We start from the raw sequence: 26,250 nt of genomic DNA, 5'->3' as shown, positions 1-26,250 counted from the left end.
CCGCAAGAGGAAAACCTAATTCCGCAATGCGGAATGCTAATGGGGCTTTGTGACTGCTACGTGGGCGAGCCACCTGTCCATCTCCGCCGCAACCTCGACCGCCGTACGCGACGCATCGATTCGCAAAAATGCCGCGTACTCCGGCAGTTCCCGGTACCCCCTGTTGAAGGCCGCGAGGTCATCAAGGGTCTCGGAATCGGTTCCCCGGGCACTGATCCGGCGGTGCGCTTCGGCGTGGTCCAGATCCAGGTGAAGGATGGCGTCCGGCTGCGGCAGGCGGGCCAACAACCAGGGAAGGAACCGTCCCCGGGGCAGCCCTTTCGCGCGCCGCAGTGCCAGCTGGCAGTGAAGGTGGCGGTCCATGACCACCAATCCGTCGAACCGGGTGGCGCGGAGGTGCGAGAGCAGCACGTTGCCCACCCGGAGGACTGTTTCGACGGCGTCAGCCAGCCGCGCGGGCAGCCGCACTCCGAGCCTGCCCGCCGCCAAGGACATGACCCGCCGGCCTGCGTGGTTGCTTACCAGCAGGGCCCGGCCGCCCCGGGCCCGCACCGATGCAACCAGGGACCGTGCCGCCGTCGACTTTCCCGACCCGTCAACGCCCGTCAGCACAATGATTATCCGGCCTCCTTCCGCCGCTCTGTTAACGCTTGAGCCGGACGCAGCGTCCCGGCTGGAGCGCGATTGCAGGCCCGAACCAGGATGTGCGCGCAGTGGGGTGGAAGCGAGGCAGCCTGGGACCAGTGACCGGGCCCGGGAGGAAATTGCGGTCCATGCGAAGCAATCGGAAAGACCCGCCGCCTGCATCCAGACCGTAGGCTGGAGGCTTGGCCGGGATTGCCCGGCTGAACATCAGGATCCAAAACAGGCAGTTCCCAGGTGAAAGGCAGGACCATGACCATTTCCAGCGACGATCCCCAGAACACCGCAGACCTCCGCGGGCCGGGCGACCCGGACGAGGCCAAGGACCAGGCCACGAAGGCACCCACATCCGGCCAGCACCTGGAACAGCCGGGCGCGGGAAACATCCGGGAGGAACAGCAGGCCCATGCCGCCGGAACGGTACCGGCGTCCTATGTGGGTGGTGAAGAAGCAGCGCGGGAACCCGAGCCGGAAGACGCCCTCAAGGATCAGGGAACCTGGGACGACGAAGTCTAGGCATGATCAGCCACGCCGATATCGATCAGGCAGCCCGCCGGACAGCAGGCCTGATCCGCAGGACACCCGTGATGCAGGCAGACCCCGGAGTGTTCAACGGCCCGGTCTGGTTCAAGTGTGAGTTCATGCAGCATACGGGCACCTTCAAGGCCAGGGGCGCCGTCAACCGCATCCTGGCCAGCAAGGAGCGCGGGGAGCTGCGAACCGACGTGGGAATCGTGGTGGCTTCCGGCGGAAACGCCGGACTGGCCAACGCCTATGCCGCGAAACAGCTCGGGGTGCCGGCCACCGTGTTCGTTCCCGAAGCCGCGCCGGCCGTTAAAGTTGCCAAACTCAAGGCCATCGGAGCCACCGTGGTTCAGGGCGGTTCCGAGTATGCAGCGGCCTACCAGGCCGCAGTGGCCCACGCAGGGGAAACCGGCGCGGTCTACTGCCATGCCTATGACCAGCCCGAAATTGCTGCCGGTGCCGGAACGGTTGGATCCGAGCTGCTGGAACAGCTGCCGGATGTCGATACGGTCCTGGTGGCCACAGGCGGAGGCGGGCTGATGGCGGGAGTGGCGGCCGCCGTCGAAGGTTCCGCAAAAGTGGTGGCCGTGGAACCGGAAGGTGCGCCCACCCTGCACGCCGCCCTTGCTGCCGGCGAACCGGTGGACGTGGCTGTATCCGGCGTTGCCGCGGACTCCCTGGGTGCCCGGCGCGTAGGCGACATCGGCTTCTCCGTCGCGGTCCGCTGCGGCGTCGTAAGCGTCCTGGTAACGGACGCGGACATCATCAAAGCGCGTTCCGCATTGTGGAGCGACTACCGCATCGTGGTGGAACATGGAGCGGCTGCCGCCTACGCGGCGCTGCTCTCCGGAGCGTACGTGCCTGCGGAAGATGAACGCGTTGCCGTCATTCTGTGCGGTGCCAATACTGACCCTGCAACGCTTTAGGCCACTGCCAGAAGGACCGGCCACCTGGACAGGGGGCCGGTCCTTTCATCCAAGCGTTTAGCCGGCCGCCTGGCCGCAGAACTTGCTGTAGGTTGCGCCGGCTTCCTGGTAGCCGGACTGGAGACCGGCCAGCTTGTCCTTGTCCGGGTTCTCCTTGGCCTGTTCGTCCGTGTACGCCAGGATCGAGGCGAGGGCGGGCTTGAGGTCGTCAGATGCCACCGCGTGGATGGGGCGGATCTGGTTGGCGAGGTTGTTCATGCCCGTCTTGCCGGCGTTGTTGGCGGGGTTCGACACAACGGCCTGGATCCGCTCGCAGGTTTCAGCGGTGGTCAGTTGATGCGTGGCGGTGCAGGCCGTGGCGGAAGCAACGAGGCCGGCGGCAAACAGGGCTGTGGCGAATTTCTTCATGGGTCCCTCGGTAGTGGTCAGAGGTTTCGATTGTAAGCAGATTGGGTACCCCGATGCCTTCCCGGTGCTGGATTCGGCCCGGAAGTAGGGCTCTTTAAAGAAGACTGGCCGGCAGCGGGAGCTGCCAGCCAGTCTTTGTATGGGAACGAATCAGATGGTCCGCGGCGCCTTGGCCAGGTTGTCCTTCAGCTCCGTGGCGTTCTGCCGTGCCACATAAGCCGGGCGGTCGCGCTCCACGCGCCAGCTCTCGGAGAGCGGGCCAACGTTGACGGTGTCAAAACCGAATTCGTCGTACAGGCGGGTTACAAGTTCGGCCGCGTCAGGGTGGTCACTGGCGGTGGCAAGGGCGCGGCGGTTCTCCGTGCCGGCCGGAGTCCCGTCAGTGGTGATGTCCTTGGCCATGATGTGGTTGAAGCCCTTGGCCACCTTGGACTGGGGGAGGTGTTCCTGCAGCATCCCGGAGGTGGTGGCTTCCCCATTGTCCAAGGCGGGAATGCGGCCGTCCCGCTCCCAGTAATAGTTGTTCGTGTCGATCACAATCTTGCCGGCCAGCGGCTCCACCGGGACGTCCTTGTAGTCCTTCAGCGGCACCGTGACCACCGCAAAGTCGCCGGCTGCTGCCGCTTCCGCTGACGTGGCCGCCCGGGCCTTCGGGCCGAGCTCAGCCACCAGGTCCTGGAGGGTTTCCGGCCCCCGTGAGTTGCTGATGACCACGTCGTAGCCCAGTTCCACGGCCTTCCGTGCAACCTGGCTTCCAATATGTCCTGCACCGATGATTCCGATTGTCGTCATATGGGCGCCAACACCGCCCCCTGCCAAGATATTTCAGCCGGTCCAGGGGAATAAAAGGCCAGGCAGGTGTCTACTTTCCGAGGTAGCGCCCCGGCCGATGGTTCAGCGCGAGAATGAGGTTCAGGAGGGTGGCGCCTGCAGCGGACATCGGCACCATCAATGGCGACACGAGGACGAGAGAAGCCAGGACGATGACCACGTCCAGCACCATCTGCACATAGCCGGCCCGCCATTTCAGCTTCTCCTGCAGCAGCAGGGCCAGGATGTTGAACCCGCCCAGGCTGGACTGGTGCCGGAACAGGATCAGCAGGCCGACGCCGGCGAGCAGGTTTCCACCCAGCACCCCATACGTGGGGTCGATGTGCAGTGACCCCAGCGCCGCCGGATGCAGGCTGGCCATCAGGGACACCAGGGCAATTGCCGCGCCGGTGCGGAGGGCGAAGTTCCAGCCTTTCTTCCACACCGCCAGCACGAAGAACGGCAGGTTGACGGAGAAGAAGATGACGCCAAAGGGCAGCGCCACCGAATAGCTGAGCAGCAGCGCCAGCCCGGCCGTGCCGCCGGTGACGGCGCCGCTCGACTTGAGCAGGAACAGCCCCAGCGATGCGGCGAACGTGCCGGTCAGGATGCCCAGGACATCCTCAACCACGGAGTGGCGGACGGCCGACGGCGGCGCGGAACTTGCCGCCGTCGGCTCTTCCAGGTGCCGGGCCGGGTCAGCGACGGTTGAGTCAGTTGGAAGTTTCGTGGAGGTGCTCATCGGGACACAAACCTCTTGCGGTCGGCCAGGACCGCCAGCACGCGGTCGTTGGTGGCTTTGTCAGCCAACGTGATCCGGACGCCGTCAACGGCATAACCGCGGGCCAGGATGTCGGCGCCGGACAGTGCGTCCAGGAGCTGCTCCCGCAGTTCGTCGGAGGCACGGAGCCAGTAGAAGTTGGCCTGGCTGTCCGGCACGTCCCAGCCGTAGCCGCGGAGGGCCCCGATCACCCGGGTGCGTTCCTGCGCCACTGCCTCGGTCCGCTCCAGGACCTCGTCACCGGCAGCGAGCGAGGCAACCGCGGCGGCCTGCGCCATGCGGTTCACGCCAAACGGAACTGCCGTGCGCCGAAGGCCCTCTGCGATGTCCGGCCGGGCAATGGCGTAGCCGATACGCAGCCCCGCCAGCCCGTACGCCTTGGAGAAGGTGCGCAGGATGCAGAGGTTGGGGTGGCGGCGGTAGAAGTCCAGCGAGTCCACGCCGGGCCCGCGCTGGAACTCGACATACGCCTCGTCCAGCACCACCAGGACCCGCGGGGGCACGGACTGCAGGAACTCTTCCAGCGCCTCCGCGCTGATGGACACTCCGGTGGGGTTGTTCGGCGAGCACAGGATCACCAGCCGGGTGCGCTCGGTGATGGCGGCTGCCATGGCCGGAAGGTCGTGGTGTTCGTTGGCCAGTAGCGGCACCGGCACCGATACGGCTCCGGCCACCGCCACCAGGATGGGGTAGGCCTCGAAGGACCGCCAGGCGTAGACCACCTCGTCCCCGTGCCCGCAGACGGCCGAAATGATCTGCTGCAGCACCCCTGAGCTTCCCGGGCCGGCGGCAATTTCGTCAGGGCTGACGCCGAAGTGCGCGGCGATGGCTTCACGCGCCTCCACCGCGCCCATGCTGGGGTACCGGTGGATCCGGTCCGCCTCCGCCGAAATCGCCTTGATGACAGACGGCAGGGGAGGGAAGTGGCTTTCGTTCGACGCAAGGGCGGCGGTCAGGTCAGACTGCGCGCTCTTGCCGGCCACGTAGGCAGGGAGTTGGGCGACGGCGGCGCGGACCTCGGGCGCCGCGGCTTCGGGAAGGGTGCTGGTCATGGACAGCATGGTGCGGGAAATTGGGACGCCTGCGCAACAGGGTTGGATCAGGCAGGACAGATCCAGCAGTTGGAAGGCCTTGGAGTGGCAAAATGCTCAGTATGCACCTTATTGACGCGCTGGACGCAGAGATCCTCCTCACACTGGACCGGGACCCGCAGGCGACGGTCCTGTCCCTCTCAAGGAGGCTGGGCGTGGCACGCAATACCGTGCATGCCCGGCTCCGCCGTTTGGCCGGCGACGGCAGCCTTGGCCCTTTCAGCCAACGGGTTCGGACCGAGGCGCTGGGCCTGCCGCTCATCGCCTTCATCTCGATTTCCATCAGCCAGTCCTCCAGCGACCTTGCTGTTGCAGCGCTGCAGACCATCCCGGAAATCATCGAGATGCACGCCACCACCGGGGATGCAGACCTGCTTGCCAAGGTGGCCGCGCGGGACCCGGCCGACCTGCACCGGATCACCAACGCAATGCTGGCAATTGACGGCGTCGTCCGTACCAGCACCGCCATGTCGCTGGTGGAAGTGATGCCCACCCGGACTGTGCCGCTGCTGCAGGCTATGGCGCGGAAGTAGTGGCGCCCTAGTCGAACAGTTCCAGGGCGTCGATGAGGGCGTCCACGAACGCTGTGAGGATCGCGGGTTGGGTGCGGCCGGTCATGGTCTGGATCTGGCCCTGCCGCTGGCGCAGCACCGGATGGTCCAGGTTGACCAGCACCAGGTCCTCGCGGTCCCGCCGGTCCAGGGACAGCCCGCTGACCAGGGAAACACCCACACCTGCCCGCGCGAATTGGATCACCGGGTTTATGTGGTCGCTTTGCAGGCTGATGGAGGGAGCGAGGCCTTCAATCTGCATGGCCAGGTCCAGGAGTTCGCGCTGGCTGGACCCCGGTGCAGTGATGGCCAGTTTGTAGCGGCACAGGTCCTGGAGGGTGGCTCGGGGCTGGCCTGCCAGCGGATGCCCGGGCGCCACCAAGGCGAAGGCGACGGGGGTGGGCATGGAGTGCTCCACAGTGACCCTGGACTGCGGTCCCAGGGAAAACACCGCGGCAATGTCCGCCTCTCCCTCGGCAACCCGCCGTGTGCCCTCCGATGATGAGACGACATCAAGGTGGAACTCCACGTCGTCATGCTGGCGGCTGAAGTTGGCGATGGCTGACGGGACCCAAACGCGGGCAAAACCTTCGGCGCAGGCCACGCGCAGGGTCCGGGTCTTCCGCTGCATGGACACCAACAGTTCTTCCCGGACAGCTGCCCCTTCGGCCTCGGCACGCCGCACATAGGCGAGCAGGAGCCGTCCGGCCTCAGTCAGCTCCACACCACGCGCATGACGGTTGAACAGTGGTGTGCCCAACGACGATTCCAGTTTGTTGATCTGCCGGCTGATGGCCGACGCCGAGACGTGGAGCTTCACGGCCGCCTCGGTGAGGGTGCCCTCCTGCGCGACGGCGTGGAAGTACAGGAGGGCCGGGGTGAGCATGTTCATGAGGGGGTGTTTCCTGCCGGTTTGCATCCAAGTCAAAGCTCGTCGACAAAATGATACTGGTTGTTTGGGCTGGACAGCCCTAATTTTGAACTCACGTTCCAACAGCAACGGGGAGTAATGATGCAGCAACGCGAACAACTGACGGCGGCAGCAAGGCAGTACGTGGATTCCGGCCGCTTCCAGGAGGACTTGGAGAGGATCGTCTCCTATCCGTCAGAAAGTTCGACGGCGGAAGGCCGGGTTGCGCTCAAGTCATACCTTGACGAGGTGGTTGAGCCGGCGTTTGTTTCCCTTGGCTGCTCGGTGGAGCGATTCGACTCCTGGCGCAGCGGCAACAATTCCTTCCTCCTGGCCACCCGGCAGGAAAGCCCCGAGCTGCCGACAGTTCTTTGCTACGGCCACGCGGACGTGGTGGACGGACAGGCCGCGGGCTGGACCAGCGGCAGGAACCCCTGGGTGCTGAGCGACGAGGGGGACCGCTGGTATGGCCGGGGTTCCGCCGATAACAAGGGCCAGCACTGGCTCAATATCGTGGCCCTGCGGCTGCTCCTGGAACAGCAGGGGAACCTTGGCTTCAACCTGGTGTTCCTCTTGGAAGGGGCAGAAGAGATTGGGTCCCCTGACCTGGCGGATTTCGCCCGTGAACACCGCGAGGCCCTGCAGGCGGACGTCTTTCTTGGGTCGGACGGGCCGCGCCTGGCCGCAGACAACCCCACGCTGTTCCTGGGTGCCCGCGGCGGCATGACCTTCCACCTGACGGCCGACCTCCGCAGCGGGTCCTACCACTCGGGCAACTGGGGCGGCCTCCTGCGGAACCCGGCCACCACCGTGGCAGCTGCGGTGGCATCCCTGGTGGACGGGCACGGCATGATCAGGCTCCCGGAACTGCTGCCCGCCGGAATCCCGGATTCAGTGGCTGCGGCGCTGGAACTCATCGACGTGGTCCCCCAGCCGGGCGACCCCAAAACCGACCCCACCTGGGGTGACCGGTCCCTCAGTCCGGCCGAGCGGTTGTACGCGTGGAACACCCTGGAGGTCCTGGCCCTCGGTGCCGGCAACCCTGCCAAACCCGTGAACTCAATTCCCGGCTCGGCCACCGCCAGCCTGCAGCTCCGGTTCGTTCCCGGGACGGACACGGCAAAGATCGAGTCCGCCGTCCGGCGCCACTTGGATGCCGCAGGCTTCAGCATGGTGGAGGTCGAGGTGGGCCAGTCCTTCCCCGCCAGCCGGCTTGATCCGGACAGCCCCTGGGTTTCGTGGGCCTTGACGTCCCTGGCGGAGACCACAGGGCGCAGCCCGGTGCTGCTGCCCAACATCGGCGGATCGCTGCCGAGTTTCGTCTTCGCCGAAGTCCTTGAACTGCCCACGCTGTGGGTTCCGCATTCCCATCCCGGCTGCCAGCAGCACGCCCCGGATGAGCATCTCCTCAAATCGGTGGCGCGGGAAGGCCTGCAGATTGCGGCCGGACTCTTCTTCGACCTCGCCACCACCCCCACCCCAGCCGGCAACCCCCGCCCCGGAGCCGCCGTTCCCGCCGGCTCCGCTTCCTGAAATCCCTGGAGCCCCCATGACCATCCCGCAGCAAAAGAACCAGCCCGGCGTCGTCCAGGCGGAGGGCACGCAGTCCGCCACCCGCGGGATCGTTGCCGCCACCATCGGGAACGCACTCGAATGGTTTGACATTGCCATCTACGCACTCCTGGCCATCTACATTGGCCGGAACTTCTTCCCAAGCCGCGATCCCGGCGTCGAGCTGATCCAGGCCTTTGCCGTGTTTGGCGTCTCCTACCTCATACGCCCGCTCGGCGGCCTGGTGCTGGGTTCATTTGCCGACCGGCACGGCCTGAAAAAGGGCTTGACCGTCACCATCCGGCTGATGGTCCTGGGGACGGCCCTGCTGGCCTTCATGCCCAGCTACGGAACCATCGGCATCCTGGCTCCGATCGGAATCGTCCTGGCCCGCCTGATCCAGGGCTTTTCTGCCGGCGGAGAGTTTGGTGCCGCCACCGCCTACCTGATCGCGCAGAACGGCAAGCGGAAAGGGTTCCTGGGCAGCTTCCAGTTCGCGAGCCAGGGCCTGGGCAGCCTGCTGGCCGCGATCCTGGTGGCCGTTCTCACCACCGTTCTCTCGGATGCCCAGATGACCGAATGGGGATGGCGCATCCCCTTCCTTTTCGGACTGCTGGTGGGCCCCGCCGGCTACCTGATCCGCAAGGAGATGAAGGAGGTTCCCCTACCGGAAAAGCCGGAGGACGAAAAGCACTCGCCCATCCGGGACGTGTTCGCCACCCAGAAGGTGGGCATGCTGATCGCCGCTGGCGCGCTGGCGGTTTCCACCGCCCTGAACTTCATTCTTCAGTACATGCCCACGTTTGCCATCAAGGAACTCGGCCTGGAACCCGGCATTTCCTTCACCTCGCTGATCATCACAGGCGTCATCCTGACCTTTGGAACACCGGTGGTGGGTCACCTTTCGGACAAGTTTGGCCGGATGGCCATCATGGTGCCCACCGTGGTGGTGCTGCTGGTCGCCGTCGTTCCCTTGTTCCTCTGGGTGATCAGCGCCCGGTCCTTCCTGGTGCTGGCCCTGGTGATGACCGTCCTCGGTCTACTAAAGGCGGCGTATTTCGGTGCCCTGCCGTCTGTCATGTCGGATTGCTTTGATGCCCGGGCCCGTGCGACGGGGCTCTCCTTCAGCTACAACACGGCTGTGGTGGCCTTCGGCGGCTTTACCCCAATGATCGCCTCCTACCTGGTGCAGCAGACGGGACAGGCGGTGGCCCCCGGCTGCTACCTTGCCGTCATCGCGATTATCAGCATCGTCGCCCTCGTGGCGGGCGTGAAGTTCCGCGGCATCCGCTGACCCCATTAGATGCCCGCTCACCTCTGGCAGGCTCCCATCGGACGCCCGCTCTCCTTCCACTCAAAAGGAGAGCGGGCGTTTCCGGCTGGGTGTCAAAGGTGACAGAGCGTGATGTCCAGAAACAATCGTAAAAGAACAAATTCTCCCAATCCCTTTCGGTCAAACCCTTGACCTTGTTTGTCACGCGCTGGTAGACCTAAAGGGCAGAAAGCGCTTCCTCGTAGTTCACATCCCTCGAAATCACTCGCGAGGGGTCGGAACGCCGTACGAATGAAACGTTCCAAAACCAGCGGTGTCTAAGCCGCCGCTGCATCAAAGGAGATGTTCTTTTGGCATACCCCTCAATGTGTTCCCCGAAATCCCGGGCAGGCGGGGCGTGGAAGGCGGCGCCGGCGGCAGCGGCCACCCTCGCTGCCGCCGCCCTGGCCTTTACAGGCGTCCCGCTTGCCGCCGCTGACCCTGGTGCGGGAAACCCTGCCGCTCCCGTGGCTCCGGCAAATTCGGGCCTCGCCCGGCAGGTGGAAAACCTGGACCGCGCCCCGGTTGCCGTCCTGACCGACCAGGGTGTCTCTCTGGGCTGGCGCATGCTGGGCCTGGACAAGGACAGTGTTGCCTTCCAGGTCATCCGCGATGGTGTGATCATCACCGATCAACCAATCCGGGACACCACCACGTATCTGGACCCGGATGGCACGAAGGACTCCAAGTACGTCATCAAGACCGTGGGCAACGGCAACGGGCAGGACAAACTCAGCGCCGAGTTCAGCCCGCTGGCGCAGAACTACCTGCCCATCAAGCTGGACAAGCCCGCGGACGGCGTCAGCAAGGACGGTAAGCCATATACCTACAGCGCCAACGACTCCAGTGTGGCGGACCTGGACGGTGACGGCGCGTACGAGATCATCCAGCTCTGGAACCCGTCCAACGCCCAGGACAACTCCAAGTCCGGCTACACCGGCAACGTCTACGTGGACGCGTACAAGATGGACGGCACCAAGCTGTGGCGGATCGACCTGGGGCGCAACATCCGCGCGGGTGCCCACTACACCCAGATGCTGGCGTACGACTTTGACGGCGACGGCAAGGCGGAGGTGGCATTCAAGACGGCGGACGGCACCACCGACAACGCCGGCACTGTCATCGGTGATCCCACCGCCGATTACCGCAGCAGCGCCGGCTACGTCCTGTCCGGGCCAGAGTTCCTCACGGTGTTCAACGGCGCCGCCGGAACCATCATGGACACGGTTCCCTACGACCCGCCGCGCGGCAGCGTTGCAGCCTGGGGTGACAACTATGGCAACCGTGTGGACCGTTTTCTCGCCGGAGTGGCATACCTGGACGGTGAACACCCGTCCATGATGTTCAGCCGCGGCTACTACACCCGCACCGTGCTGGTTACCTACGACCTGGTGAACGGCAAGCTGGCCAAGCGCTGGAAGTTCGACTCCGATGCAGCCGGAGCTGAGTACAAGGGCCAAGGCAACCACAACCTGTCCGTGGCGGACGTGGACCAGGACGGCAAGGACGAGTTCGTCTTCGGCTCCATGACCATCGACGACGACGGCGCGCCGCTGTACAACACCAAGCTGGGGCATGGCGACGCCATCCACACCGGCGACCTGGATCCCTCGCGCCCCGGGCTGGAGACCTTTGCCGTGCACGAGAGCATGAAGGAAAGCGGCAACCGGGGCGCCACCTTCCGTGACGCCGCCACCGGCGAGGTGCTGTGGAGCATCCCGGCGTTCAAGGACACGGGCCGCGGTGCCACGGGCGACATTGACCCGCGTTTCCCGGGCTCGGAGAGCTGGGCAGTGGGTGGGGATGCTGCCTGGAACTCCACCGTCGGGTACCTGATGTCTGCCAAGGGTGAGCGGATCTCGGACAAGATCCCGGCCGCCAACTTCATGGCGTGGTGGGACGGCGATTTGCTGCGTGAGATCGTTGACCACGATTTCAGCGCCGAGGTTGGCTATGGCGTCCCCACCATCTCGAAATGGAACTGGGAAACCGAGTCCAGCGACCGACTGCTGACTGCCACCGGGGCACGTACCAACAACTACACCAAGGGCAACCCGTCCCTGCAGGCGGACCTCCTGGGTGACTGGCGCGAGGAACTGGTGTTCCCGTCGGCGGACAGCACCGAGCTGCGGATCTACACCACCACCTCGCCCACTGAGGTCCGGCTGCGCACCCTGATGCATGATCCGATGTACCGCACGGGCGTGGCCCGCGAAACGGTTGGCTACAACCAGCCGCCGCACCCGAGCTTCTTCATCGGCGAGGGAATGCAGGCTCCGGCCGCGCCGGCTGTCTTCTACGCGGGCAAGACGAAGTAAACCTGCCCGGACGCAAGAGCGCCGCCCGCCTTGGGGGAAGGCGGGCGGCGCTTGCTTGTGGGGGACGGGTCAGTGACCGCCGAGGTTGCCGCCGACGGGCGGCAGGCCGCCTTCGGTGCTGCGGTCACCCTCACGCCGTTCGCCTGCGCTCAGGTTCTCGCCTGCCACCGTGTCATCGGACTCGCCGGTGGTGTCCACCAAACCGTTGGTCTGGTCGAACTGGTGGCCGATCCTGCTGTCGTCCAGGTCGGCGACGGAACCGGTGGAGCCGGCTGCCGCCGTCGTGCCCGCTGCGGGGACTCCGGTGCCCGCGTCCGCCGCGCCGGTGGTGGCACCGGTGGTCAGGGGCTCTGCAGGAACCACCGGTTCCGCCGGAACCACGGGGGTGGTCTCCGTAACCGTCACGTCAGTGGTCTCGGTCTTGTCCTTGTTGCTGCTGGCCGCCATCGCTGCTGCCGCGCCCGCAGCAGCTGCGATGCCTACGCCGGCTGCAATCTTGCCGGAGACGCCAGCCTTGCCGGAGTCACCACGGGATGCGCCCGCGTGTTCAACACCGGGGGTACCCACAGCGGAACCGGCGTTGACAGATCCGCGCCAGGCGCCGCTGGCGTAGCCCTCATCCTCGATAAATTCCTTGAACTTCTGCAGGTCCGATTCGGCCTGGCGGTCAACGACGTTGAGCTTGTCGCCCACCTTCTCGACGATGCCTTCGGGCTCGTATTCGAGAGTCAGCTGGATGGAGGTCTGGCCGCCTCCCACGTCCTCGAAATCCACCGCGCCGGCGTTCGTGGCGCCTTCGGTGGCGGCCCAGGCAACCCTGCGGTCCGGGACCTGCTCAAGGACTTTGGCTTCCCACTGCCGGCGGACGCCGCCGATCTCGGCCACCCACTCGAGCCGGTCGTCGCTGAGTTGCGTAACACTCTTGACGCCGCCCATGAAGTGCGGGAACTCCTCGAACTGGGTCCACTGGTTGTAAGCCGTGCTCACCGGTACGTTCACCAGAATGCGTTTTTCCACCTTCGTGCTCATAACGTCTCCTTCGCTTTGTTACCGGGAACCGATGACGTGGTAAAAATCATCAGCATGCTTACCAACATACCTTTTGGTCGGTTCGGTTTCCAGAGCGGGCGGTGCAAAAGGTGAAACCGGCGGTGCCTGGCCTACCTATGGCGCCACCACGACGCCATACGAGCCTTCGTTGAGGGCATTGGCCGTTGGGGAGGGAGCAACCACGCCGAAGTCGTAGCCCTTGGCACGGATTGCGTCGATGGTGCCGGCCAGGTAGTCCCATTGGGAGGCGGGGCAGGACAGCACGTCGTTGGCGTCGTGGAGCAGGACGATTGCACCGGGGGAAACTTCATCCAGTACGTACTTCTGGACTGCAGCTGCGCCGGGGCACTCGTAGTCGCCGGGTTCGCCGACCTCCCAGTGCCACTGGATGCCGCCGCTCATACCGATGCTCCTGATGTAGTCCATCGTGTAGGGGGTGCTGTTTCCGAACGGGAAGCGCATCAGCGTGGGCGTTGTGCCGGTCACGGCCTTGATGGCGGCGTTGGTGCTGTCGATTTCCTGCTTCTGGTTGGCCTGGGTGAGTTCCGGGAAATTGGAGTGGTTATACGAGTGGTTACCAATGGTGTGGCCCTCGTCCTTGATCCGGCGGACGAGGTCCGGGTACTGCTGGACATGGGAACCTTGGAGGAAAAACGTGGCCTTGACGCCCTTCGCTTTGAGGGTGTCCAGGACAAAGGCGGTGCGCTGGGGCGACGGCCCGTCATCGAAGGTCAGGCCGATCAGCGGCTTGTCGGCGGCGTTTGCTGCGGGGGCGCCCGCCAGCAAGCCCAGTACCAGGCTCGCGGCTGCCAGAGCCACGACGGCGATCTTGCTCTTCATGGTGCTCTTTTCCCTTCCCAAGGTTGCTTTCAACCTTGTTTAGGTGAGCACCCTATGGCGGGCTTAAAGCGGGTGTAAACAGGTGGCAGGCGTCGACTGGGTAACTTCTGTTTACGCGCCAAAAGGGCGTTATGCAGGCGTTACCTTCCGGTCCAGGAGGCCGGGAAAACGGACGACGGCGGCACGCTGCTTTCCAGGGAAGGGAAAGCCAGGTGCCGCCGTCGTTGGTCCCGGCTGGGGACGACGCGTCAGTCCAGGTGGTCGCCCACCAATGCCAGGTTCTGGATTACCGCAAGCCCAAACTGCGCGGTGTCATTGGTGGAGACCGTGGGCGCTTCATCCACCGGCAGCAATACGTACGGCGGTTCGATCTTCCGCAAGGTGAACGCGGATTCGTGGTTAAGGTGCTCCCCGCCCTCGGCAAAGCTCACCCAGGCCCGGGCTGCCAGGTCACGGTCCTGCAACCTCGACGCCGCATAGGCCGTGAGCCGGCTGTGCGCCTGGGTGAGGTAGATGCCCTCCAGTGGCTGGCCCACAGCTTCCACCTGCTCCTCCTTGGTGGCCAGGAACAGCCGGCAGTACTGCAGCCAGGCGCGCTCGAACTCCGGATCATCCACGAGATCAACCAGTTCGCTGCAGATCTCCACCAACCCGAACACGGCGCTGAGGTGTGACACCGAAATCTGCTCCCGGCCCGTATCGAACCGGCCCTTGTCCAGGTCATACAGTGCTTCGCCGGTGAGGAACCCGTACTTGAGCGCCCCGATGTCCGCCATGGTGCCCAGCAGCCGGTCCCGTGAGCGCGGATTGCAGGTGCGTTCCCAGTCCGTCAGCCAGGTGGCGGCGAGCGATCCCCAGTCCGTGCCGAGCCCGACGCCCAGGGCGCCGCGGTTGGGCCGGTAGGTGGCGGCGTCCGGCCGGACCTTGCGGACCGGGTCCAGGCCCAGGAAGTTCTGGTCGCTGTCCACGAGCTCGGTGAGCAGGTCCCCGGTGCGCTCGTCCGCCGTCAGATAGTAGTAGAAGCGGCGGTATGCGGGGGTGCTGATCCGCAACTGCTTGGCGCTGCAGCCCCAGTGCTGGACATTGTGCCGGGAGCCCAGCCCCTTCCATGGGCCCAGGTGGTACACGTCCACCTCGCCGGTGTGCCGCGTCATGGCCTCCGCGAAACGGAAAATGTCCGCCCGGCCCGAGCGCAGGTAGGAGTACCAGAGCCAGAGATCGGGGGAGAGCTCGGAATTGTCCCAGGCATAGCCGCCCACGTCATAACGCCAGACGTGCCGGTCGAAGTCGTAGGTGTGCATCACGTCGCCGTAGTTCCAGAAGCCGTACCACCGGCGCTGCTCCACCTGCCCGGCGTAGAAGTCGAACAGGAAGTCCAGCCGGTCCTCCAGGCGGGCACGCGCCGGAGTGCTGCGGTCCACAGGGGCCCAGTCGCCGAAAACCCCCACGGAGTGCAGGTATTCCGGAGTGGCCTGGAGCAGGGCCGGGGTGGAGGCGGAGGCAGCATCCGCGGCCAGGCTTTCGGTGGACGGGGTGGCCTCATAGGCGAACATGGTCAACTCGTGGGTACGGGCAATGCCCGTGGGATTGCCGAACCCCGGTTCATAGTCCTCGTACGTGATCTCAAGGCCCTCAAGCTGTTCCTCAAACGTGTCCTGGCCCAGGCCATCGTGGTAGAACCGCAGGTCCATGGGCTGCGCTTCGGGCGAGTAGAGCCAGGCGGTGACCGTTGCCTCGCCGGTGGCGGCGCCGCGGATGTCCAGCTGCCCCGGATGGGACTGCCAGAAGTCCTTGATCCCCACGCCCAGGCCGCCCCGGGTATCGCTGAGGGAACAGAAGCCCGCCGAACGCGTTCCGCCGGAGATCCCCACCCAACCGTGGCCGGCGGCGGTGCGCTTGCGCAGTTCGAAACCGTCCGCGTTGAGCTGGCTGAGGGTGTAGTCGCCCCAGGTGGGGATCAGGTGCAGGCGGCCGGAGACTTCCGGGTTCCAGGCATCCGCCGGGGGAGTGGGGCGGCCGGCGATCTGCGCCTCCCGCACCTCCGCGCCGGGGTCCCGGCGCAGTCCCGTGAGTCCGCGCACCGCCTCGGTGAGGAAGCCGCCGTCTGCGCCCGCAATGCGGATATGCCGGTCGTGCAGGTCGGCCTCCAGCGGCACGGTGAAGCGCACGCCGAGTCCGGCCAGGAAGTCCTGCTCCGCGTCCCCGTCCCAGATAAAGGAGTGCACCATCCGCACGCTGCGGGCATTGGCGTAGAAGTAGAACCGCACCACGAATGGCAGCCACTCCCGCTTCCCGTTGTCCGGCGCGTCCGGGCGGTGGGCGCCTTCCAGCCGAACCACCGCGCGGACGGGGCCGCTTTGTTCCAGGGCGACGGCGGTGACCTCACCCGTGAAGGCCTGCCGGCCCACCGTGCCCTCGCCTTCCGCAACGCCGTCCTGCAGGAGGCTGACCAGTCGTGCGTCGCGGGCAACTTCCCGGCCGTCCCGGGCCAGGCTGCTGAACAGGGTGGAGCCGCTGCGGTTGATCATCATCTCCAGGACGCCGGTGTCCACAACCAGTGCGTCGGCACGTTCGGTGACTCTGACTGAAGCACCGTCCGACGCCGGCTGGCTGGCCGCGGTGGTTGTGTCGCCGTCGGACGCCACCTGGTAGCTGTCCGACGGTGCCTCTGTTGCCGGCAGGGCGATGCCTGCCCACTTCAATGAGGAGTCCGGCCAGGTGGCCAGGGGCCATGCCTGGCTGGGCACCCGGGTGCCGGCCGCATCGGTAACTGTCAGGGACTCCACTCCGGGCACTGTCCCGCGTGGGAACGGCATGCCCCAGGTGGTTCCGCCGATTTCCGTAGGGGCCTGTTCGTCGATCCACCGGATGAGACTGTCCGCCATGTATCCAACTCCGTTGTCCTGAAAGCGTTTTCTGATACGTTTCAAAATAGCCTCGGAGATTCATACCCGCAAGGGGTGTTCCACGGAGTGGGAGGGTTGAGTGGATCTGGGGGAGGCTCAGCTCTTCGTGGTCTTCCCGTCGTCGTCCGCCCCTTCGGCAGGATCCTGGGGGTGGACGCGCAGGTCGCCGGGGTTGGCATTGGGGTCGCCTTCGGCGGGGGCCTCGCTATGGACCCGGTCGTCGTCGTCCTTGGCTGGGTTCTCAGTCATGGCTGCTCCTGTCACTTGTAGAGCGGGGATAGTTGGGTTGGCGCATCCCTCATTCAGCGCTTCGCTCCCGGACCTGTCAAGGATTACGACGCCGGCTTGCCAGCGGAAGGACGTGCGCGCGGGCGTCCTTCCGGGCGTACGGATGCCCGCCGTCCCAGCGACGGTGGGCATCCGAGCCTCTTGGCGCCTTGGCTGTGTAGCCGTACGTTCAGTCCAGCGGCAGCGTGACCGTGACGCTGCTGCCCCGGCCGGGGCTGGAGGTGATCTCCACCGTTCCGCCCGCTTCCTGAACGGCTACTGACATGAGCCGGAGACCGTAGCCGTGGTGCCGTCCGCTGGTGGCAAGGTTGCTGTCAAAGCCTGTGCCGTCGTCGGACACTGCCAGGCGGATGCCGTGGTCAACCGCCGCAAGCTGGATGGTGAGCGTGTGCGCGGAGGAGTACTTGAACGCGTTGCTCAGTAACTCGCGGGCCGACTGGTACAGGAGGGATGCGGACTCTGCAGGGATCTCGAGGCCCCAGTGCGGAGTGTCCCATTGAACGGCCGTCCCGCGCTGGCGCAGGGGTGCCGTCAGCCGGTCGATGCACCCTGCCACCCCCAGCATGTGGAAGTCCAACGGCTGACGATCTGTCAGCACGCCGCCAACGGTTGTGACTTCGCTGTCCAACGCTGTCTTGCTTCCCATGACTTCCTGCTCCCCAAAAGCTGGTTTTGCCTATGACTCCAGCGTGGACCCGCAACGTCTAGGGAGGGCAAGGTTTGCCTCAAGATCCCATCAATTTTGCGTGTGGCGGGGACGGGCCGGGCCCCCACCTGCCTGTCCCACCGACACGCGGGGTTGGGGTGAGGTCTCTGGTGTAGCGTTCAGGGAGTTCACCAGCCTGAGGGGGCAGCGCTTGACCATCGTGACCGTCCAAAAACCCGCGGAACCACTGACGCTGTTTTGGAAACTCATCATCACCCTCGCCGCGGTTGTTGGCGTTGGCACCTGCGCGGTCCTGGGGTTCCTCTACGTGAAGTTTTTCGTCCCAGTTCCCGGGACGGTGGAAGTGCTGGAGCGGCAGTTGACCAAGCTGGATGCCGTCCACGCCATCCAGGATGAGGACGGGGACGCGAGGATCGGTGAGTCGCGGCTCCTGGCGGAGTACGAGTCGATGACCTATTACGCTGCCCCCGGAATGGTGCCCGGTGTGGTGTGCCTGGTGGGAGAGTACCCGTACGACGAACACAACTATTGGGAAGCGTGCAACAGTATCGGTGACGGCCGGGACATCCTGGTGGAGGTGCCGGACCCCGGCAATAGGACAGTTGTCTTCGTGCCTGACCAGTTCGACCACAGCCCGCTGGAACGGGACGGGTGGGTGACGCTGCACCGCAACCTTTTGATCCTGCCCCTGGCCGAAGCACCGCAACCCGCAGAACCGTTGACCAGCAGCGCTGTGCAGCAGGAGACCGGCCAGGGGCAGGCAGTTCCTATGTGACGCAGGAGCCTCCTGCAGGCTCACACATCCGTCAGGACCGGCGTCGTGAGCCTGCCGTCCCGCATGGTGGCCACCACGTCGGTCAGCGGCACGAACTCGGTGTCATGCGTGACCATCACTGTCGCCACCGAAAACTCCGTGGTCACCTGCCGCAGGAGGGCGATGATGGAGGCGCTCCGTTCGTGGTCCAGTGCCGCCGTCGGCTCGTCCACCAGCAGCACTTTGGGGCTGCCCATCAGCGCACGGGCGATGTTCACGCGCTGGCGCTGGCCGCCGGAGAGTTGGTGCGGAAGTTTCCCTGCGCTGGCGGACAGCCCGACGATGTCCAGCAGTTCTGCTGCCCTGGACCCGGCCGCTTTGGCCGACTTTCCGCGCAGGTGGTGGCTGATGGTGAGCTGTTCGACGGCGGTGAGCGAGGGGAGCAGGTTGGGCTGCTGGAAGATGATGCCCACCTTTTCGCGCCGGAGTGTGGTGAGTTCCTTGTCCTTGAGCCCTGCAGTGTCGGTGCCGTCGATGACCACCTGCCCCGTATTGGGGCGGACCAGGGTGGCGGCGGTGGCCAGGAGGCTGGACTTTCCGGACCCCGAAGGGCCCACGAGTGCCACCAGCTGGCCGGCTTCCGCGGTGAGGCTGACCCGGTCCAGGGCGGTGGTGGTGCCGCCGCCGTCGGGGTATTGGAGGGTGACGTTGAGCAAGTTCAGGGGCGCGGGAGTGGACATGGAGAGTTCCTTTCAGGGGAGGGAAGAGGTCAGTTGCCGCCGAGCGCGAGGAGCGCATCGACCTTTGTCACCCGGCGCACGGCCAGCGCTGCGCCGGCCAGACCCAGGGCAACGATCCCGACGACGGGAAGCACCGTGGTGCCCACGTTCAACTGGAATGGGGCCGCCTTGGCAGCGAAGAAGCCGGCGGCTACACCTACGGCGCCACCGACGCCGGCTCCCGCCAGCAGGACGATGGCTGCCTGGGCCATCGCATCCCGAAGGATGTAGGAGCTGGGCGCGCCCATGGCTTTGAGGACGGCGATATCCCGGGTCCGCTGGATGGTCCAGACGGTCAGGAAGGCCACGATCACCAGGGCGGAGATCCCGTAAAGGAACGCCTGCATCAGGGTCAATGAGCCGTTCTCGCTCTTGAAGGAGCCCAGGGCCTGAAAGGATCCGGTGCGGGATTCGCTCACCGTGTTTGCCGCGCCGTTCGCCGCTGCCTCGTCCATCGTGGCCCCGTCCGCGTAGGTGACGGCGACGACGGTGGCCAGCTGTCCGGCGTCGGACACGTGCGCAGCCTTGGCCCATGCGGGCAGGGCCGTCCACACCACGCTGGTGTGTGCGTACCACTGGTCCGGCACCACGGCGGCGACGGAAAGCTCCACCCCGCCCAGGGACACCTTGTCCCCCTGGCCGACCGCCAGGGCCTCTGCCACCGAGGACCCCACCGCGGCGGTTCCGGCGGATACGTCCACGGGCGCCAGCGGGCTGCCGGGTGATACCCCGAACAGTGCCACGTTCGCGGTGCCGGAGCCGTCCGCCGTCTGCGCCCTTGTCTGGGTGATGCCCAGCGGCTCGGCGGACTGGACTCCGGGCTGGCTCTCCCAGCTGTCCACCTGCGCGGCGGTGACTGAGCTTTCGGTGTAGGACGCCTTGGGGACGCCGGAGCCGGGGGCGCCAAACGCCACCAGGTCCACCGGCTTGGCAGCTGACGCGCCCAGCTTCCCGATGGCGGAGGTGGACTGCTCGGCCAGGCCGGCCGTTAGCCCGGAAAGCATGACCAGCAGGAGGGTGATCAGGGCTACGACGCCGCCCATCATGGCGAACCGGCCTTTGGCGAAGCGGATATCGCGGATTGCCAGGAACACGTTGTTTCTTCTCTCAGCAGGGGTGGATGGTTTCAGTACCTCCACTCTTCCGGCGGTTTCCCGCGCGGGCATCGCGGGGATGGTTGATCCGGGGGAATGGAAGGGTTGATCCCGGGGTCAACCTTTTGGTTGATCCCCTCCGCGCTGTCCCGGCATAAGCTGATGCAATGCCCTCCACGCCCCTGCCGCCAACTCCGGAGACGGCCCCATCCAGCGGGCTTCTGGGCGCATTGGAAAACGCATCGTCGGCGGCCATCCTCCGCGTGCTGCGGGTCACCCTGCACACCGGATTCGCCCTGCTGCTGGCCGTCGGCCTGGTCCGGATGCTGATGGCCGGAGGCCCGCTCCGCTGGGTGTGGGCGGGCGCCGCCGTCGTCCTCGCTGCCGTCTACCTGACCGGCACCGTCCTGGAGAAGCGGCACGCGGAAGGCCGCATCGCCTTCGACCCCCGCCGCCACGGCCTGCTGTGGTTGGGACTGGTGACGGTCCTGTGGGCGTTCCTGCTCGCCGGAAGTGCCGATTTCGCCTGGCTGGCCTTCCCCATCTTTTTCCTGCACCTGCACCTGCTTCCGCGGCGGCCGGCGCTGCTGACCATCGCTCTGATGACGGTGGCGGTGATCGCCTCCCAGTGGGCAGCCAGCGGTGCCCCCATACCCCATGCGGCCGCCGTGGTCGGGCCCGTCCTCGGCGCGGTCTTCTCGGTGATCACCGGTCTGGCGTACGCCGCGCTCTACCGTGAGGCCGAAAACCAGCGGCGCGCAGCCGACGAGCTGCGCCGCACGCGGGAGGAGCTGGCGCGGTCCCAGCACGAAGCCGGCGTGCTCGCGGAGCGGGAGCGGCTGGCCCGTGAAATCCACGACACCCTGGCGCAGGGCCTGTCCAGCATTGTGCTGCTGGGGCGGGCGGCGGAGCAGTCGCTCGCGGACGGAGATGCCGCTACTGCGTCCGGCCGGCTGGCGCTGATGCAGCAGACCGCGGCGGACAACCTGGCCGAGGCCCGCAGCTTTGTCCGAGGCCTCTCCTCGCCCCAGCTCGAAGGCACCTCGCTGGTGGAGGCCCTGCGCCGGCTCTGCGACACGACGGAGACCTCAGCCGCGGCTTCAGGCTTGGAGCTGCGCTGCCGGCTGGAGGTGGACGGCGAACCGCAGGAGCTGCCCCAGCCCGTCCGCGTCACCTTGCTGCGCGCGGCCCAGGCGTCCCTGGCGAACGTCCGCGAACACGCCAGGGCCGCCACCGCCGTCGTCAGCGTCGCCTTCCTGGGCACCGAGGTGACCATGGACATTTACGACGACGGCACGGGCTTTGATCCGTCAGCTCCGGAAGGTGCAGCGGGCGCAGCGGACGGCAGCGGATACGGGCTGCGCTCGCTGCACGAGCGGGTCACGGCTTTGAACGGCTCGCTGGCGGTGGAGTCGGCGGCGGGTGAGGGTACGGTGGTGGCCATCCGGCTGCCTGTGGAGGAACAGTGAGTGAAGTGCGTGTCCTGCTGGTAGACGACCATCCGGTGGTCCGCGCCGGGCTCCGCGCCATGCTCACAGGATTCGAAGGCATCTCGATTGCCGCCGAGGCTTCCGATGGCAAGGCCGCGCTGAAGGAACTGGCGCGGCTGACGGCACTGGGCGAGGGGCCTGATGTTGTCCTGATGGACCTGCAGATGGGGGAGGGGATGGACGGCGTCACAGCCACTGCCGAAATCCGGAAGCTCGCCGCGCCGCCGCCGGTGCTTATCCTCACCACCTACGACACGGATGCGGACATCCTCGCGGCGGTAGAGGCCGGGGCGGGCGGCTACATGCTGAAGGACGCCCCGCCGGAGCAGCTGCGGCAGGCCGTCCTGCAGGCCGCTGCGGGCGGCACCGTGCTGGCACCCCGCGCTGCCGCGCTGCTGATGGACCGGATCAGCAATCCGGGCACATCCCTGACCCCGCGCGAGGTGCAGCTGCTGGAACTGCTCGCCACCGGCCTGTCCAACCGGGCCATTGCAAAGCAAGTCTTCATCTCAGAGGCCACCGTAAAAACGCACCTGGTGCACATTTACGGCAAGCTCGGAGTGGACAACCGCACCGCCGCCATCGCCGCCGCCACCCAGCGGCGGATTATCCGGCCGCCGGGTGCCAACGGCTGACTTTCGCGAAAGCGCGAGGGCGTGGCCCGGCACCCTGCCGCGTCCCGCCGTCGTCCATCATCCGGATGGCGCGGAGGGCCCTACCCTGCAGTAGGTTTATGTCACTGCCCTTCAGGTGCCATTGCCCTTCCGGTGTAACTGTTCAAAGGAGAACGAATGTCCCGTCCGGTTCCAGCAGTTGATGCCCTTCTTGCCACATACGGTGCGGCCGACGCCTGCGCCGCGGACCTCCTGTGTGACAGCCACGATCCCAACAAGGTTGCCTTCACGGTGGTCGCGGCCGACCTTTCGGCGGAGGACATCACCTACGGCGAGCTCCGGGAGCGCTCGGAACGGGGAGCCGCGGCCCTGGCGGAGCTTGGCGTCGGTCCCGGTGATGCGGTGGCCACGCTGATGGGAAAGTCGGCGGACCTTGTGGTGATGCTGCTGGCCATTTGGCGGCGCGGGGCAGTCCATGTGCCGCTGTTCACGGCGTTCGCGTGGCCGGCCATCGAACTGCGCCTCAAAGCCTCCGGCGCAAAGGCGGTGATCACCGACGCCGACCAGCGGGTGAAGATCCAGGAAACCGCGGCCGCCGTGGTGGTGGTCGGTGCGGAAGCATCACAGCCGGACCTGGCGCTAACGCCGCTTCTGGCCAAGCAAGAGCCGGGAATCGCGTCCGAGGCGGTGGGCGGGGACGGCGCGCTGGTGCTGATCTTTACCTCCGGAACCACGGGTGCCCCCAAGGGGGTGCCGGTGCCCGTCCGTGCGTTGGCCGCGTTCCGCCAGTACGTCGAGCTGGGCCTGGACGTCAGTGAAGAGGATGTCTTCTGGAATGCGGCGGACCCCGGCTGGGCCTACGGCCTGTACTACGGCATTCTGGGGCCGATGGCGGCGGGGCGGCGGAACCTCCTGCTGCAGGCGGCGTTCTCGCCGGAGCTCAGCTTCAAAGTGTTGGAGGCATTTTCCGTCACCAATTTCGCGGCGGCTCCCACGGTGTACCGGACCATGCGCGCGAAAACCGACGCCGCAACGGGCCCTTTCGGCCTTCGACGTGCCTCGTCCGCCGGCGAACCGCTCACCCCGGAGGTGATCAGCTGGTCCCGGGAGGTGCTGGGCGTTCCGGTGCGGGACCACTACGGGCAGACCGAACACGGGATGATGATCATCAACGCCTGGCATGACGACGTGCGGACGGAGCTGAAGCCGGGTTCCATGGGCCGTCCCCTTCCGGGATGGAGTTGCGCGGTCCTCAAGGACAACGCAGATGAACCGGCTGCGCCGGGCGAACTGGGCCGGGTTGCGGTCAACGTGGCGGAAAGTCCCATGATGTGGTTCAGGGGGTACCAGGACGCGCCGGAGAAGACCGCCGAACGGTTCAGCCCGGACGGCAGGTGGTACCTGACCGGTGACGCCGGCATGGTGGACGAAGACGGCTTTTACTTCTTCTCCTCCCGGGATGACGACGTGATCATCATGGCCGGCTACCGGATTGGCCCGTTCGATGTGGAGAGCGTCCTGGCCACCCACCCGGCGGTCCTGGAAACTGCCGTGGTGGGCGCTCCGGATGAACTCCGCGGCGAAGTCCTGGAGGCCTACGTGGTCCTGGCGGAGGGGACCACGGGCAGTGATGCCCTGGTGGCCGAGCTCCAAAACATGGTCAAGACGCAGTTCGCCGCACATGCCTATCCGCGCCGCATCCACTTTGTTAAGGACCTGCCCAAGACGCCGTCGGGAAAGCTGCAGCGCTTCATCCTGAGGCAGCAGCGGGCCGCCGAACTGGGGAGCTGACAGGGGCGGAAGGGACGACGGCGGGCAGAAACTTCCAGCCGTTCCGGCGCCTTTTGCTTTGGGTGCTGTTAGCGTGGAGGCCCAGCCACAGAAGGAGGAGCGATGTCCATCAATTCACCTGATTCACTGCCTGAGGATGAGCCGCAGGAGGATTCGCCAGCCGGCAAGGGCAAGGCCGACGGCGGGATCCCGGGCGGGAAGGACGGCGTCGGCATTTCCGATGGCGCCGCGCCGAACACTTTCGAACCTGAAGAGGACCCGGACGCTGCTGCCGATCCCGCCGACTAGGGGGCCTGAAAATCACTGCTCAAGGTTGGATCAAGATTGGCCCAAGGCGTCAGTTTTTGGTCTAGGCCCAACCTACTGGCCGGTAATTTGTAATTGCTTCCGCGTCAGTTCCCCGGCAGGAAGCATCAGGAGCCCTCGCGCTGGAGCTTGACTCGCGCGGGGGCTCCCCCCAATTAAGGCTCTGGTTTTTAGCGGGCCTGTTCCACCCGATTGAAGTGCTCAACCACTGGAAACGGCTCGTAGAAGCGGTGCAGCAGCGCGCGCCACTGCTGGTATTCGGGAGATTCGCGGAAACCAACAGTGTGGTCCTCAATCGACTCCCACTCCACGAGGAGCAGATAGGTGCTGGGCGTTTCGACCGACCGGGAAAGGGACAGCGAGAGGAAGCCTGGCATGGAAGCGATGATGGGGCGGGCCTGTTCGAATGCGGCCTCGAATTCCTCTTCCCGGCCCGCAATGACAGGGAGCAGCGCATGTTCAGTGATCACGGGAGCCAGTCTTGCAGATATGTGCGTGCGGGATCCGGCTGCACCGTGCTGAAACGTGTTCGCGGGCGCTCACGATGGCCGGTACTATCGCTCCGGGACCCATATTGCGGTCTGGAAGGGGACTACTAGTGACGGGCACTCACACAGCAACGCCAGCTCTCATCGATCCGGTTGGGCGGGACGAGTTACTGCGGGACTACGGCTTGGCCACCCGGCTCGACGAGGCCCCGCTGGCCGCAGTCGCGGAATCGTCCACCGGGCCCCTTGAGAATCTCGTCGAGCTCGCTGTTAGGCTCTCCGGCGTCCCCTACGGCGTGATCAACGTGGTCACGTCCGACGAACAGCGCCAAGTGGCCGCCGTCGGGATTGATGCCGGGATCTGTTCCCGGAACGACTCCATGTGCTCCAAGGTCTTCCTCTCGGGGGAGGCCACCGTGGTTCCGGATGCCTCCCTGGACCCGCGCTTCGCGGCAAACCCCTTTGTGACCGGAGAAATCGCCGCCGTCCGGTTCTATGCGTCCGTGCCGCTGGAAACGTCCTCCGGGTTCGTTATCGGGTCCCTGTGTGTCTTCTCCGATTCGCCTGCGGTGCTGAGCAAGGAACAGCAGGACATGCTGGAGGTCCTGGCCCGCCAGGCCGTGCAACTGCTCGAACTCCAGCGCCGCACCCTGCAGCTGCACACCGCGCTGAATGACGTGCGGGAAAGCAACGCCAAACTGGCGGAGTTCGCCGGCCGCGTCAGCCATGACCTTCGCGGCCCCCTCACCACCATGCTGGGCTACGTGGAAATGGGCGAGGACGACTTGGACACCGACCACCCCGCCGCAGAGTATTTCCAGCTCATCGGTGCCAGCGGCCACAGGATGCTCGCGATGCTTGAAGACGTCCTGAGCTACTCACGGATGGGCGGAATCATCCAGCGGCAGCCCGCATCCCTCCATACCGTGGCCGTTGAGGTGGCCAATGACCTGGGCCTCCCGTTCGGACCCGACGCTGCCGTGGACAGCGAGGACCTGAAGCTTCACGTGGACCCCGGCCAGCTGCGCACCCTGCTGCAGAACCTGGTGGCCAATGCCGTGAACTATCCGAGCCCGGACCGGGACCTCAAAGTGCGTATCAGCGGCATCTCCAACTATCACGGGGTCACGGTCCTGGTGGCGGACAACGGCAAGGGCATTGCCGTGGAGCACAGGCAGCGTGTGCTGGAGCCTTTGGTCCGGCTCTACCGGGAGGGCGACGGACAAGGGTCCGGTCTGGGACTGGCGATCTGCCGGCGCATTGCCGAGGCGCACGGCGGAGAGCTGACGCTCAAGGAGACGCCGGGCGGCGGAACCACGGCAGTGATCAGCTTCCCGGCTGACTTGTAGGGACTTTAA

Annotated in this window: 26 protein-coding genes; 12 read left to right on the top strand and 14 right to left on the bottom strand. The window is 66.0% G+C overall.

Annotated elements, in window-relative coordinates; genetic code table 11:
- Window positions 1-36 precede the first annotated feature (36 nt).
- A complete protein-coding gene (locus tag JCQ34_RS17005; RefSeq protein WP_286404623.1) occupies window positions 37-621 on the bottom strand; it encodes an AAA family ATPase in 585 nt (194 codons plus the stop codon).
- Between the two features lie 273 nt (window positions 622-894).
- On the opposite strand from JCQ34_RS17005, the gene JCQ34_RS17000 reads away from it, so the two are divergent.
- Both JCQ34_RS17000 and JCQ34_RS16995 read left to right on the top strand, forming a co-directional pair.
- Window positions 895-1,158 carry a hypothetical protein gene (locus JCQ34_RS17000; protein ID WP_286399538.1) on the top strand — a complete coding sequence of 88 codons (264 nt, stop codon included), beginning with the start codon at window positions 895-897 and terminating at the stop codon, window positions 1,156-1,158.
- A 2-nt stretch (window positions 1,159-1,160) separates the two neighbouring features.
- Window positions 1,161-2,093, top strand: a complete 933-nt coding sequence (locus JCQ34_RS16995; protein WP_286399535.1) for a threonine/serine dehydratase — start codon at window positions 1,161-1,163, stop codon at window positions 2,091-2,093.
- Window positions 2,094-2,150: 57 nt separating this feature from the next.
- Here the strand turns inward: JCQ34_RS16995 and JCQ34_RS16990 are convergent, their stop codons facing one another.
- The 4 genes from JCQ34_RS16990 to hisC all read right to left on the bottom strand — a co-directional run bounded on the left by JCQ34_RS16990 (window position 2,151) and on the right by hisC (window position 5,153).
- Window positions 2,151-2,501, bottom strand: a complete 351-nt coding sequence (locus tag JCQ34_RS16990; protein WP_286399532.1) for a hypothetical protein — start codon at window positions 2,499-2,501, stop codon at window positions 2,151-2,153.
- A 150-nt stretch (window positions 2,502-2,651) separates the two neighbouring features.
- Window positions 2,652-3,293 carry an NADPH-dependent F420 reductase gene (locus tag JCQ34_RS16985; RefSeq protein WP_286399530.1) on the bottom strand — a complete coding sequence of 214 codons (642 nt, stop codon included), beginning with the start codon at window positions 3,291-3,293 and terminating at the stop codon, window positions 2,652-2,654.
- Window positions 3,294-3,363: 70 nt separating this feature from the next.
- On the bottom strand, window positions 3,364-4,053 hold the full coding sequence (locus JCQ34_RS16980) for a YitT family protein (protein ID WP_286399528.1): 690 nt from the start codon (window positions 4,051-4,053) through the stop codon (window positions 3,364-3,366).
- Window positions 4,050-5,153, bottom strand: a complete 1,104-nt coding sequence (gene hisC, locus JCQ34_RS16975; RefSeq protein WP_286399525.1) for a histidinol-phosphate transaminase — start codon at window positions 5,151-5,153, stop codon at window positions 4,050-4,052. Before hisC ends, JCQ34_RS16980 begins: the two co-directional genes overlap by 4 nt.
- A gap of 83 nt (window positions 5,154-5,236) precedes the next feature.
- Between hisC and JCQ34_RS16970 the strand changes: the two genes are divergently transcribed.
- The gene (locus tag JCQ34_RS16970) at window positions 5,237-5,716 is read left to right on the top strand and encodes an Lrp/AsnC family transcriptional regulator (protein ID WP_286399522.1); all 480 of its coding nucleotides are present in this window, start codon (window positions 5,237-5,239) and stop codon (window positions 5,714-5,716) included.
- Window positions 5,717-5,723: 7 nt separating this feature from the next.
- Here JCQ34_RS16970 and JCQ34_RS16965 read toward each other — a convergent pair whose 3' ends face one another.
- Window positions 5,724-6,626, bottom strand: coding sequence for a LysR family transcriptional regulator (locus JCQ34_RS16965; protein WP_286399520.1), 903 nt, complete (start codon window positions 6,624-6,626; stop codon window positions 5,724-5,726).
- A 117-nt stretch (window positions 6,627-6,743) separates the two neighbouring features.
- Here JCQ34_RS16965 and JCQ34_RS16960 point away from each other — a divergent pair, with 117 nt between their 5' ends.
- The 3 genes from JCQ34_RS16960 (at window position 6,744) to JCQ34_RS16950 (ending at window position 11,825) form a co-directional block, all read left to right on the top strand.
- Window positions 6,744-8,177 (top strand): M20 family metallopeptidase, encoded by a 1,434-nt coding sequence (locus JCQ34_RS16960; protein WP_286399517.1) that lies wholly within the window; start codon window positions 6,744-6,746, stop codon window positions 8,175-8,177.
- A 16-nt stretch (window positions 8,178-8,193) separates the two neighbouring features.
- A complete protein-coding gene (locus JCQ34_RS16955) occupies window positions 8,194-9,489 on the top strand; it encodes an MFS transporter (RefSeq protein WP_286399514.1) in 1,296 nt (431 codons plus the stop codon).
- Window positions 9,490-9,833: 344 nt separating this feature from the next.
- Window positions 9,834-11,825 (top strand): rhamnogalacturonan lyase, encoded by a 1,992-nt coding sequence (locus tag JCQ34_RS16950; protein ID WP_286399511.1) that lies wholly within the window; start codon window positions 9,834-9,836, stop codon window positions 11,823-11,825.
- Window positions 11,826-11,894: 69 nt separating this feature from the next.
- Here the strand turns inward: JCQ34_RS16950 and JCQ34_RS16945 are convergent, their stop codons facing one another.
- The 5 genes from JCQ34_RS16945 to JCQ34_RS16925 form a co-directional block, all read right to left on the bottom strand.
- Complete coding sequence (locus JCQ34_RS16945; protein WP_286399508.1) at window positions 11,895-12,854, bottom strand: SRPBCC family protein; 960 nt, start codon at window positions 12,852-12,854, stop codon at window positions 11,895-11,897.
- A gap of 135 nt (window positions 12,855-12,989) precedes the next feature.
- Window positions 12,990-13,715 (bottom strand): polysaccharide deacetylase family protein, encoded by a 726-nt coding sequence (locus tag JCQ34_RS16940; protein ID WP_286399505.1) that lies wholly within the window; start codon window positions 13,713-13,715, stop codon window positions 12,990-12,992.
- A 248-nt stretch (window positions 13,716-13,963) separates the two neighbouring features.
- Window positions 13,964-16,600: a Tat pathway signal sequence domain protein gene (locus JCQ34_RS16935; RefSeq protein ID WP_286399503.1), complete on the bottom strand. Its 2,637-nt coding sequence runs from the start codon at window positions 16,598-16,600 to the stop codon at window positions 13,964-13,966.
- A 117-nt stretch (window positions 16,601-16,717) separates the two neighbouring features.
- On the bottom strand, window positions 16,718-16,870 hold the full coding sequence (locus JCQ34_RS16930) for a hypothetical protein (RefSeq protein WP_286399501.1): 153 nt from the start codon (window positions 16,868-16,870) through the stop codon (window positions 16,718-16,720).
- Between the two features lie 208 nt (window positions 16,871-17,078).
- On the bottom strand, window positions 17,079-17,555 hold the full coding sequence (locus JCQ34_RS16925; RefSeq protein ID WP_286399499.1) for a sensor histidine kinase: 477 nt from the start codon (window positions 17,553-17,555) through the stop codon (window positions 17,079-17,081).
- A 220-nt stretch (window positions 17,556-17,775) separates the two neighbouring features.
- On the opposite strand from JCQ34_RS16925, the gene JCQ34_RS16920 reads away from it, so the two are divergent.
- Window positions 17,776-18,351 (top strand): hypothetical protein, encoded by a 576-nt coding sequence (locus JCQ34_RS16920; RefSeq protein ID WP_286404621.1) that lies wholly within the window; start codon window positions 17,776-17,778, stop codon window positions 18,349-18,351.
- Between the two features lie 20 nt (window positions 18,352-18,371).
- Here JCQ34_RS16920 and JCQ34_RS16915 read toward each other — a convergent pair whose 3' ends face one another.
- The gene (locus JCQ34_RS16915) at window positions 18,372-19,070 is read right to left on the bottom strand and encodes an ABC transporter ATP-binding protein (protein ID WP_286399496.1); all 699 of its coding nucleotides are present in this window, start codon (window positions 19,068-19,070) and stop codon (window positions 18,372-18,374) included.
- A 29-nt stretch (window positions 19,071-19,099) separates the two neighbouring features.
- A complete protein-coding gene (locus tag JCQ34_RS16910) occupies window positions 19,100-20,203 on the bottom strand; it encodes an ABC transporter permease (RefSeq protein WP_286399494.1) in 1,104 nt (367 codons plus the stop codon).
- A gap of 167 nt (window positions 20,204-20,370) precedes the next feature.
- On the opposite strand from JCQ34_RS16910, the gene JCQ34_RS16905 reads away from it, so the two are divergent.
- From JCQ34_RS16905 to JCQ34_RS16890, 4 genes are all read left to right on the top strand, one after another.
- Window positions 20,371-21,672 carry a sensor histidine kinase gene (locus JCQ34_RS16905; protein WP_286399492.1) on the top strand — a complete coding sequence of 434 codons (1,302 nt, stop codon included), beginning with the start codon at window positions 20,371-20,373 and terminating at the stop codon, window positions 21,670-21,672.
- A complete protein-coding gene (locus JCQ34_RS16900) occupies window positions 21,669-22,328 on the top strand; it encodes a response regulator (RefSeq protein ID WP_286399490.1) in 660 nt (219 codons plus the stop codon). The genes JCQ34_RS16905 and JCQ34_RS16900 overlap by 4 nt, the downstream gene beginning before the upstream one ends.
- 156 nt (window positions 22,329-22,484) lie before the next feature.
- Window positions 22,485-24,098: an AMP-binding protein gene (locus JCQ34_RS16895; protein ID WP_286399487.1), complete on the top strand. Its 1,614-nt coding sequence runs from the start codon at window positions 22,485-22,487 to the stop codon at window positions 24,096-24,098.
- Between the two features lie 102 nt (window positions 24,099-24,200).
- Entirely contained in the window at window positions 24,201-24,386 is a 186-nt protein-coding gene (locus JCQ34_RS16890; RefSeq protein WP_286399485.1) for a hypothetical protein, read from the top strand.
- Window positions 24,387-24,574: 188 nt separating this feature from the next.
- Here JCQ34_RS16890 and JCQ34_RS16885 read toward each other — a convergent pair whose 3' ends face one another.
- On the bottom strand, window positions 24,575-24,874 hold the full coding sequence (locus JCQ34_RS16885) for an antibiotic biosynthesis monooxygenase family protein (protein WP_286399483.1): 300 nt from the start codon (window positions 24,872-24,874) through the stop codon (window positions 24,575-24,577).
- A gap of 128 nt (window positions 24,875-25,002) precedes the next feature.
- Here JCQ34_RS16885 and JCQ34_RS16880 point away from each other — a divergent pair, with 128 nt between their 5' ends.
- A complete protein-coding gene (locus tag JCQ34_RS16880) occupies window positions 25,003-26,241 on the top strand; it encodes a sensor histidine kinase (RefSeq protein ID WP_286399481.1) in 1,239 nt (412 codons plus the stop codon).
- The last annotated feature ends 9 nt before the right edge of the window (window positions 26,242-26,250 follow it).

Origin of the sequence: Pseudarthrobacter defluvii, from assembly GCF_030323865.1 — a bacterium.
Lineage (GTDB): Bacteria > Actinomycetota > Actinomycetes > Actinomycetales > Micrococcaceae > Arthrobacter > Arthrobacter sedimenti.
This window is presented reverse-complemented; position numbering and strand designations above follow the sequence as displayed.

Coding starts and splice junctions, on each gene's coding strand:
- JCQ34_RS17000 (WP_286399538.1), top strand. CDS start 895: ATGACCATTTCCAGCGACGATCCCCAGAACACCGCAGACCTCCGCGGG.
- JCQ34_RS16995 (WP_286399535.1), top strand. CDS start 1,161: ATGATCAGCCACGCCGATATCGATCAGGCAGCCCGCCGGACAGCAGGC.
- JCQ34_RS16990 (WP_286399532.1), bottom strand. CDS start 2,501: ATGAAGAAATTCGCCACAGCCCTGTTTGCCGCCGGCCTCGTTGCTTCC.
- JCQ34_RS16985 (WP_286399530.1), bottom strand. CDS start 3,293: ATGACGACAATCGGAATCATCGGTGCAGGACATATTGGAAGCCAGGTT.
- JCQ34_RS16980 (WP_286399528.1), bottom strand. CDS start 4,053: ATGAGCACCTCCACGAAACTTCCAACTGACTCAACCGTCGCTGACCCG.
- hisC (WP_286399525.1), bottom strand. CDS start 5,153: ATGCTGTCCATGACCAGCACCCTTCCCGAAGCCGCGGCGCCCGAGGTC.
- JCQ34_RS16970 (WP_286399522.1), top strand. CDS start 5,237: ATGCTCAGTATGCACCTTATTGACGCGCTGGACGCAGAGATCCTCCTC.
- JCQ34_RS16965 (WP_286399520.1), bottom strand. CDS start 6,626: ATGAACATGCTCACCCCGGCCCTCCTGTACTTCCACGCCGTCGCGCAG.
- JCQ34_RS16960 (WP_286399517.1), top strand. CDS start 6,744: ATGATGCAGCAACGCGAACAACTGACGGCGGCAGCAAGGCAGTACGTG.
- JCQ34_RS16955 (WP_286399514.1), top strand. CDS start 8,194: ATGACCATCCCGCAGCAAAAGAACCAGCCCGGCGTCGTCCAGGCGGAG.
- JCQ34_RS16950 (WP_286399511.1), top strand. CDS start 9,834: ATGTGTTCCCCGAAATCCCGGGCAGGCGGGGCGTGGAAGGCGGCGCCG.
- JCQ34_RS16945 (WP_286399508.1), bottom strand. CDS start 12,854: ATGAGCACGAAGGTGGAAAAACGCATTCTGGTGAACGTACCGGTGAGC.
- JCQ34_RS16940 (WP_286399505.1), bottom strand. CDS start 13,715: ATGAAGAGCAAGATCGCCGTCGTGGCTCTGGCAGCCGCGAGCCTGGTA.
- JCQ34_RS16935 (WP_286399503.1), bottom strand. CDS start 16,600: ATGGCGGACAGTCTCATCCGGTGGATCGACGAACAGGCCCCTACGGAA.
- JCQ34_RS16930 (WP_286399501.1), bottom strand. CDS start 16,870: ATGACTGAGAACCCAGCCAAGGACGACGACGACCGGGTCCATAGCGAG.
- JCQ34_RS16925 (WP_286399499.1), bottom strand. CDS start 17,555: ATGGGAAGCAAGACAGCGTTGGACAGCGAAGTCACAACCGTTGGCGGC.
- JCQ34_RS16915 (WP_286399496.1), bottom strand. CDS start 19,070: ATGTCCACTCCCGCGCCCCTGAACTTGCTCAACGTCACCCTCCAATAC.
- JCQ34_RS16905 (WP_286399492.1), top strand. CDS start 20,371: ATGCCCTCCACGCCCCTGCCGCCAACTCCGGAGACGGCCCCATCCAGC.
- JCQ34_RS16895 (WP_286399487.1), top strand. CDS start 22,485: ATGTCCCGTCCGGTTCCAGCAGTTGATGCCCTTCTTGCCACATACGGT.
- JCQ34_RS16890 (WP_286399485.1), top strand. CDS start 24,201: ATGTCCATCAATTCACCTGATTCACTGCCTGAGGATGAGCCGCAGGAG.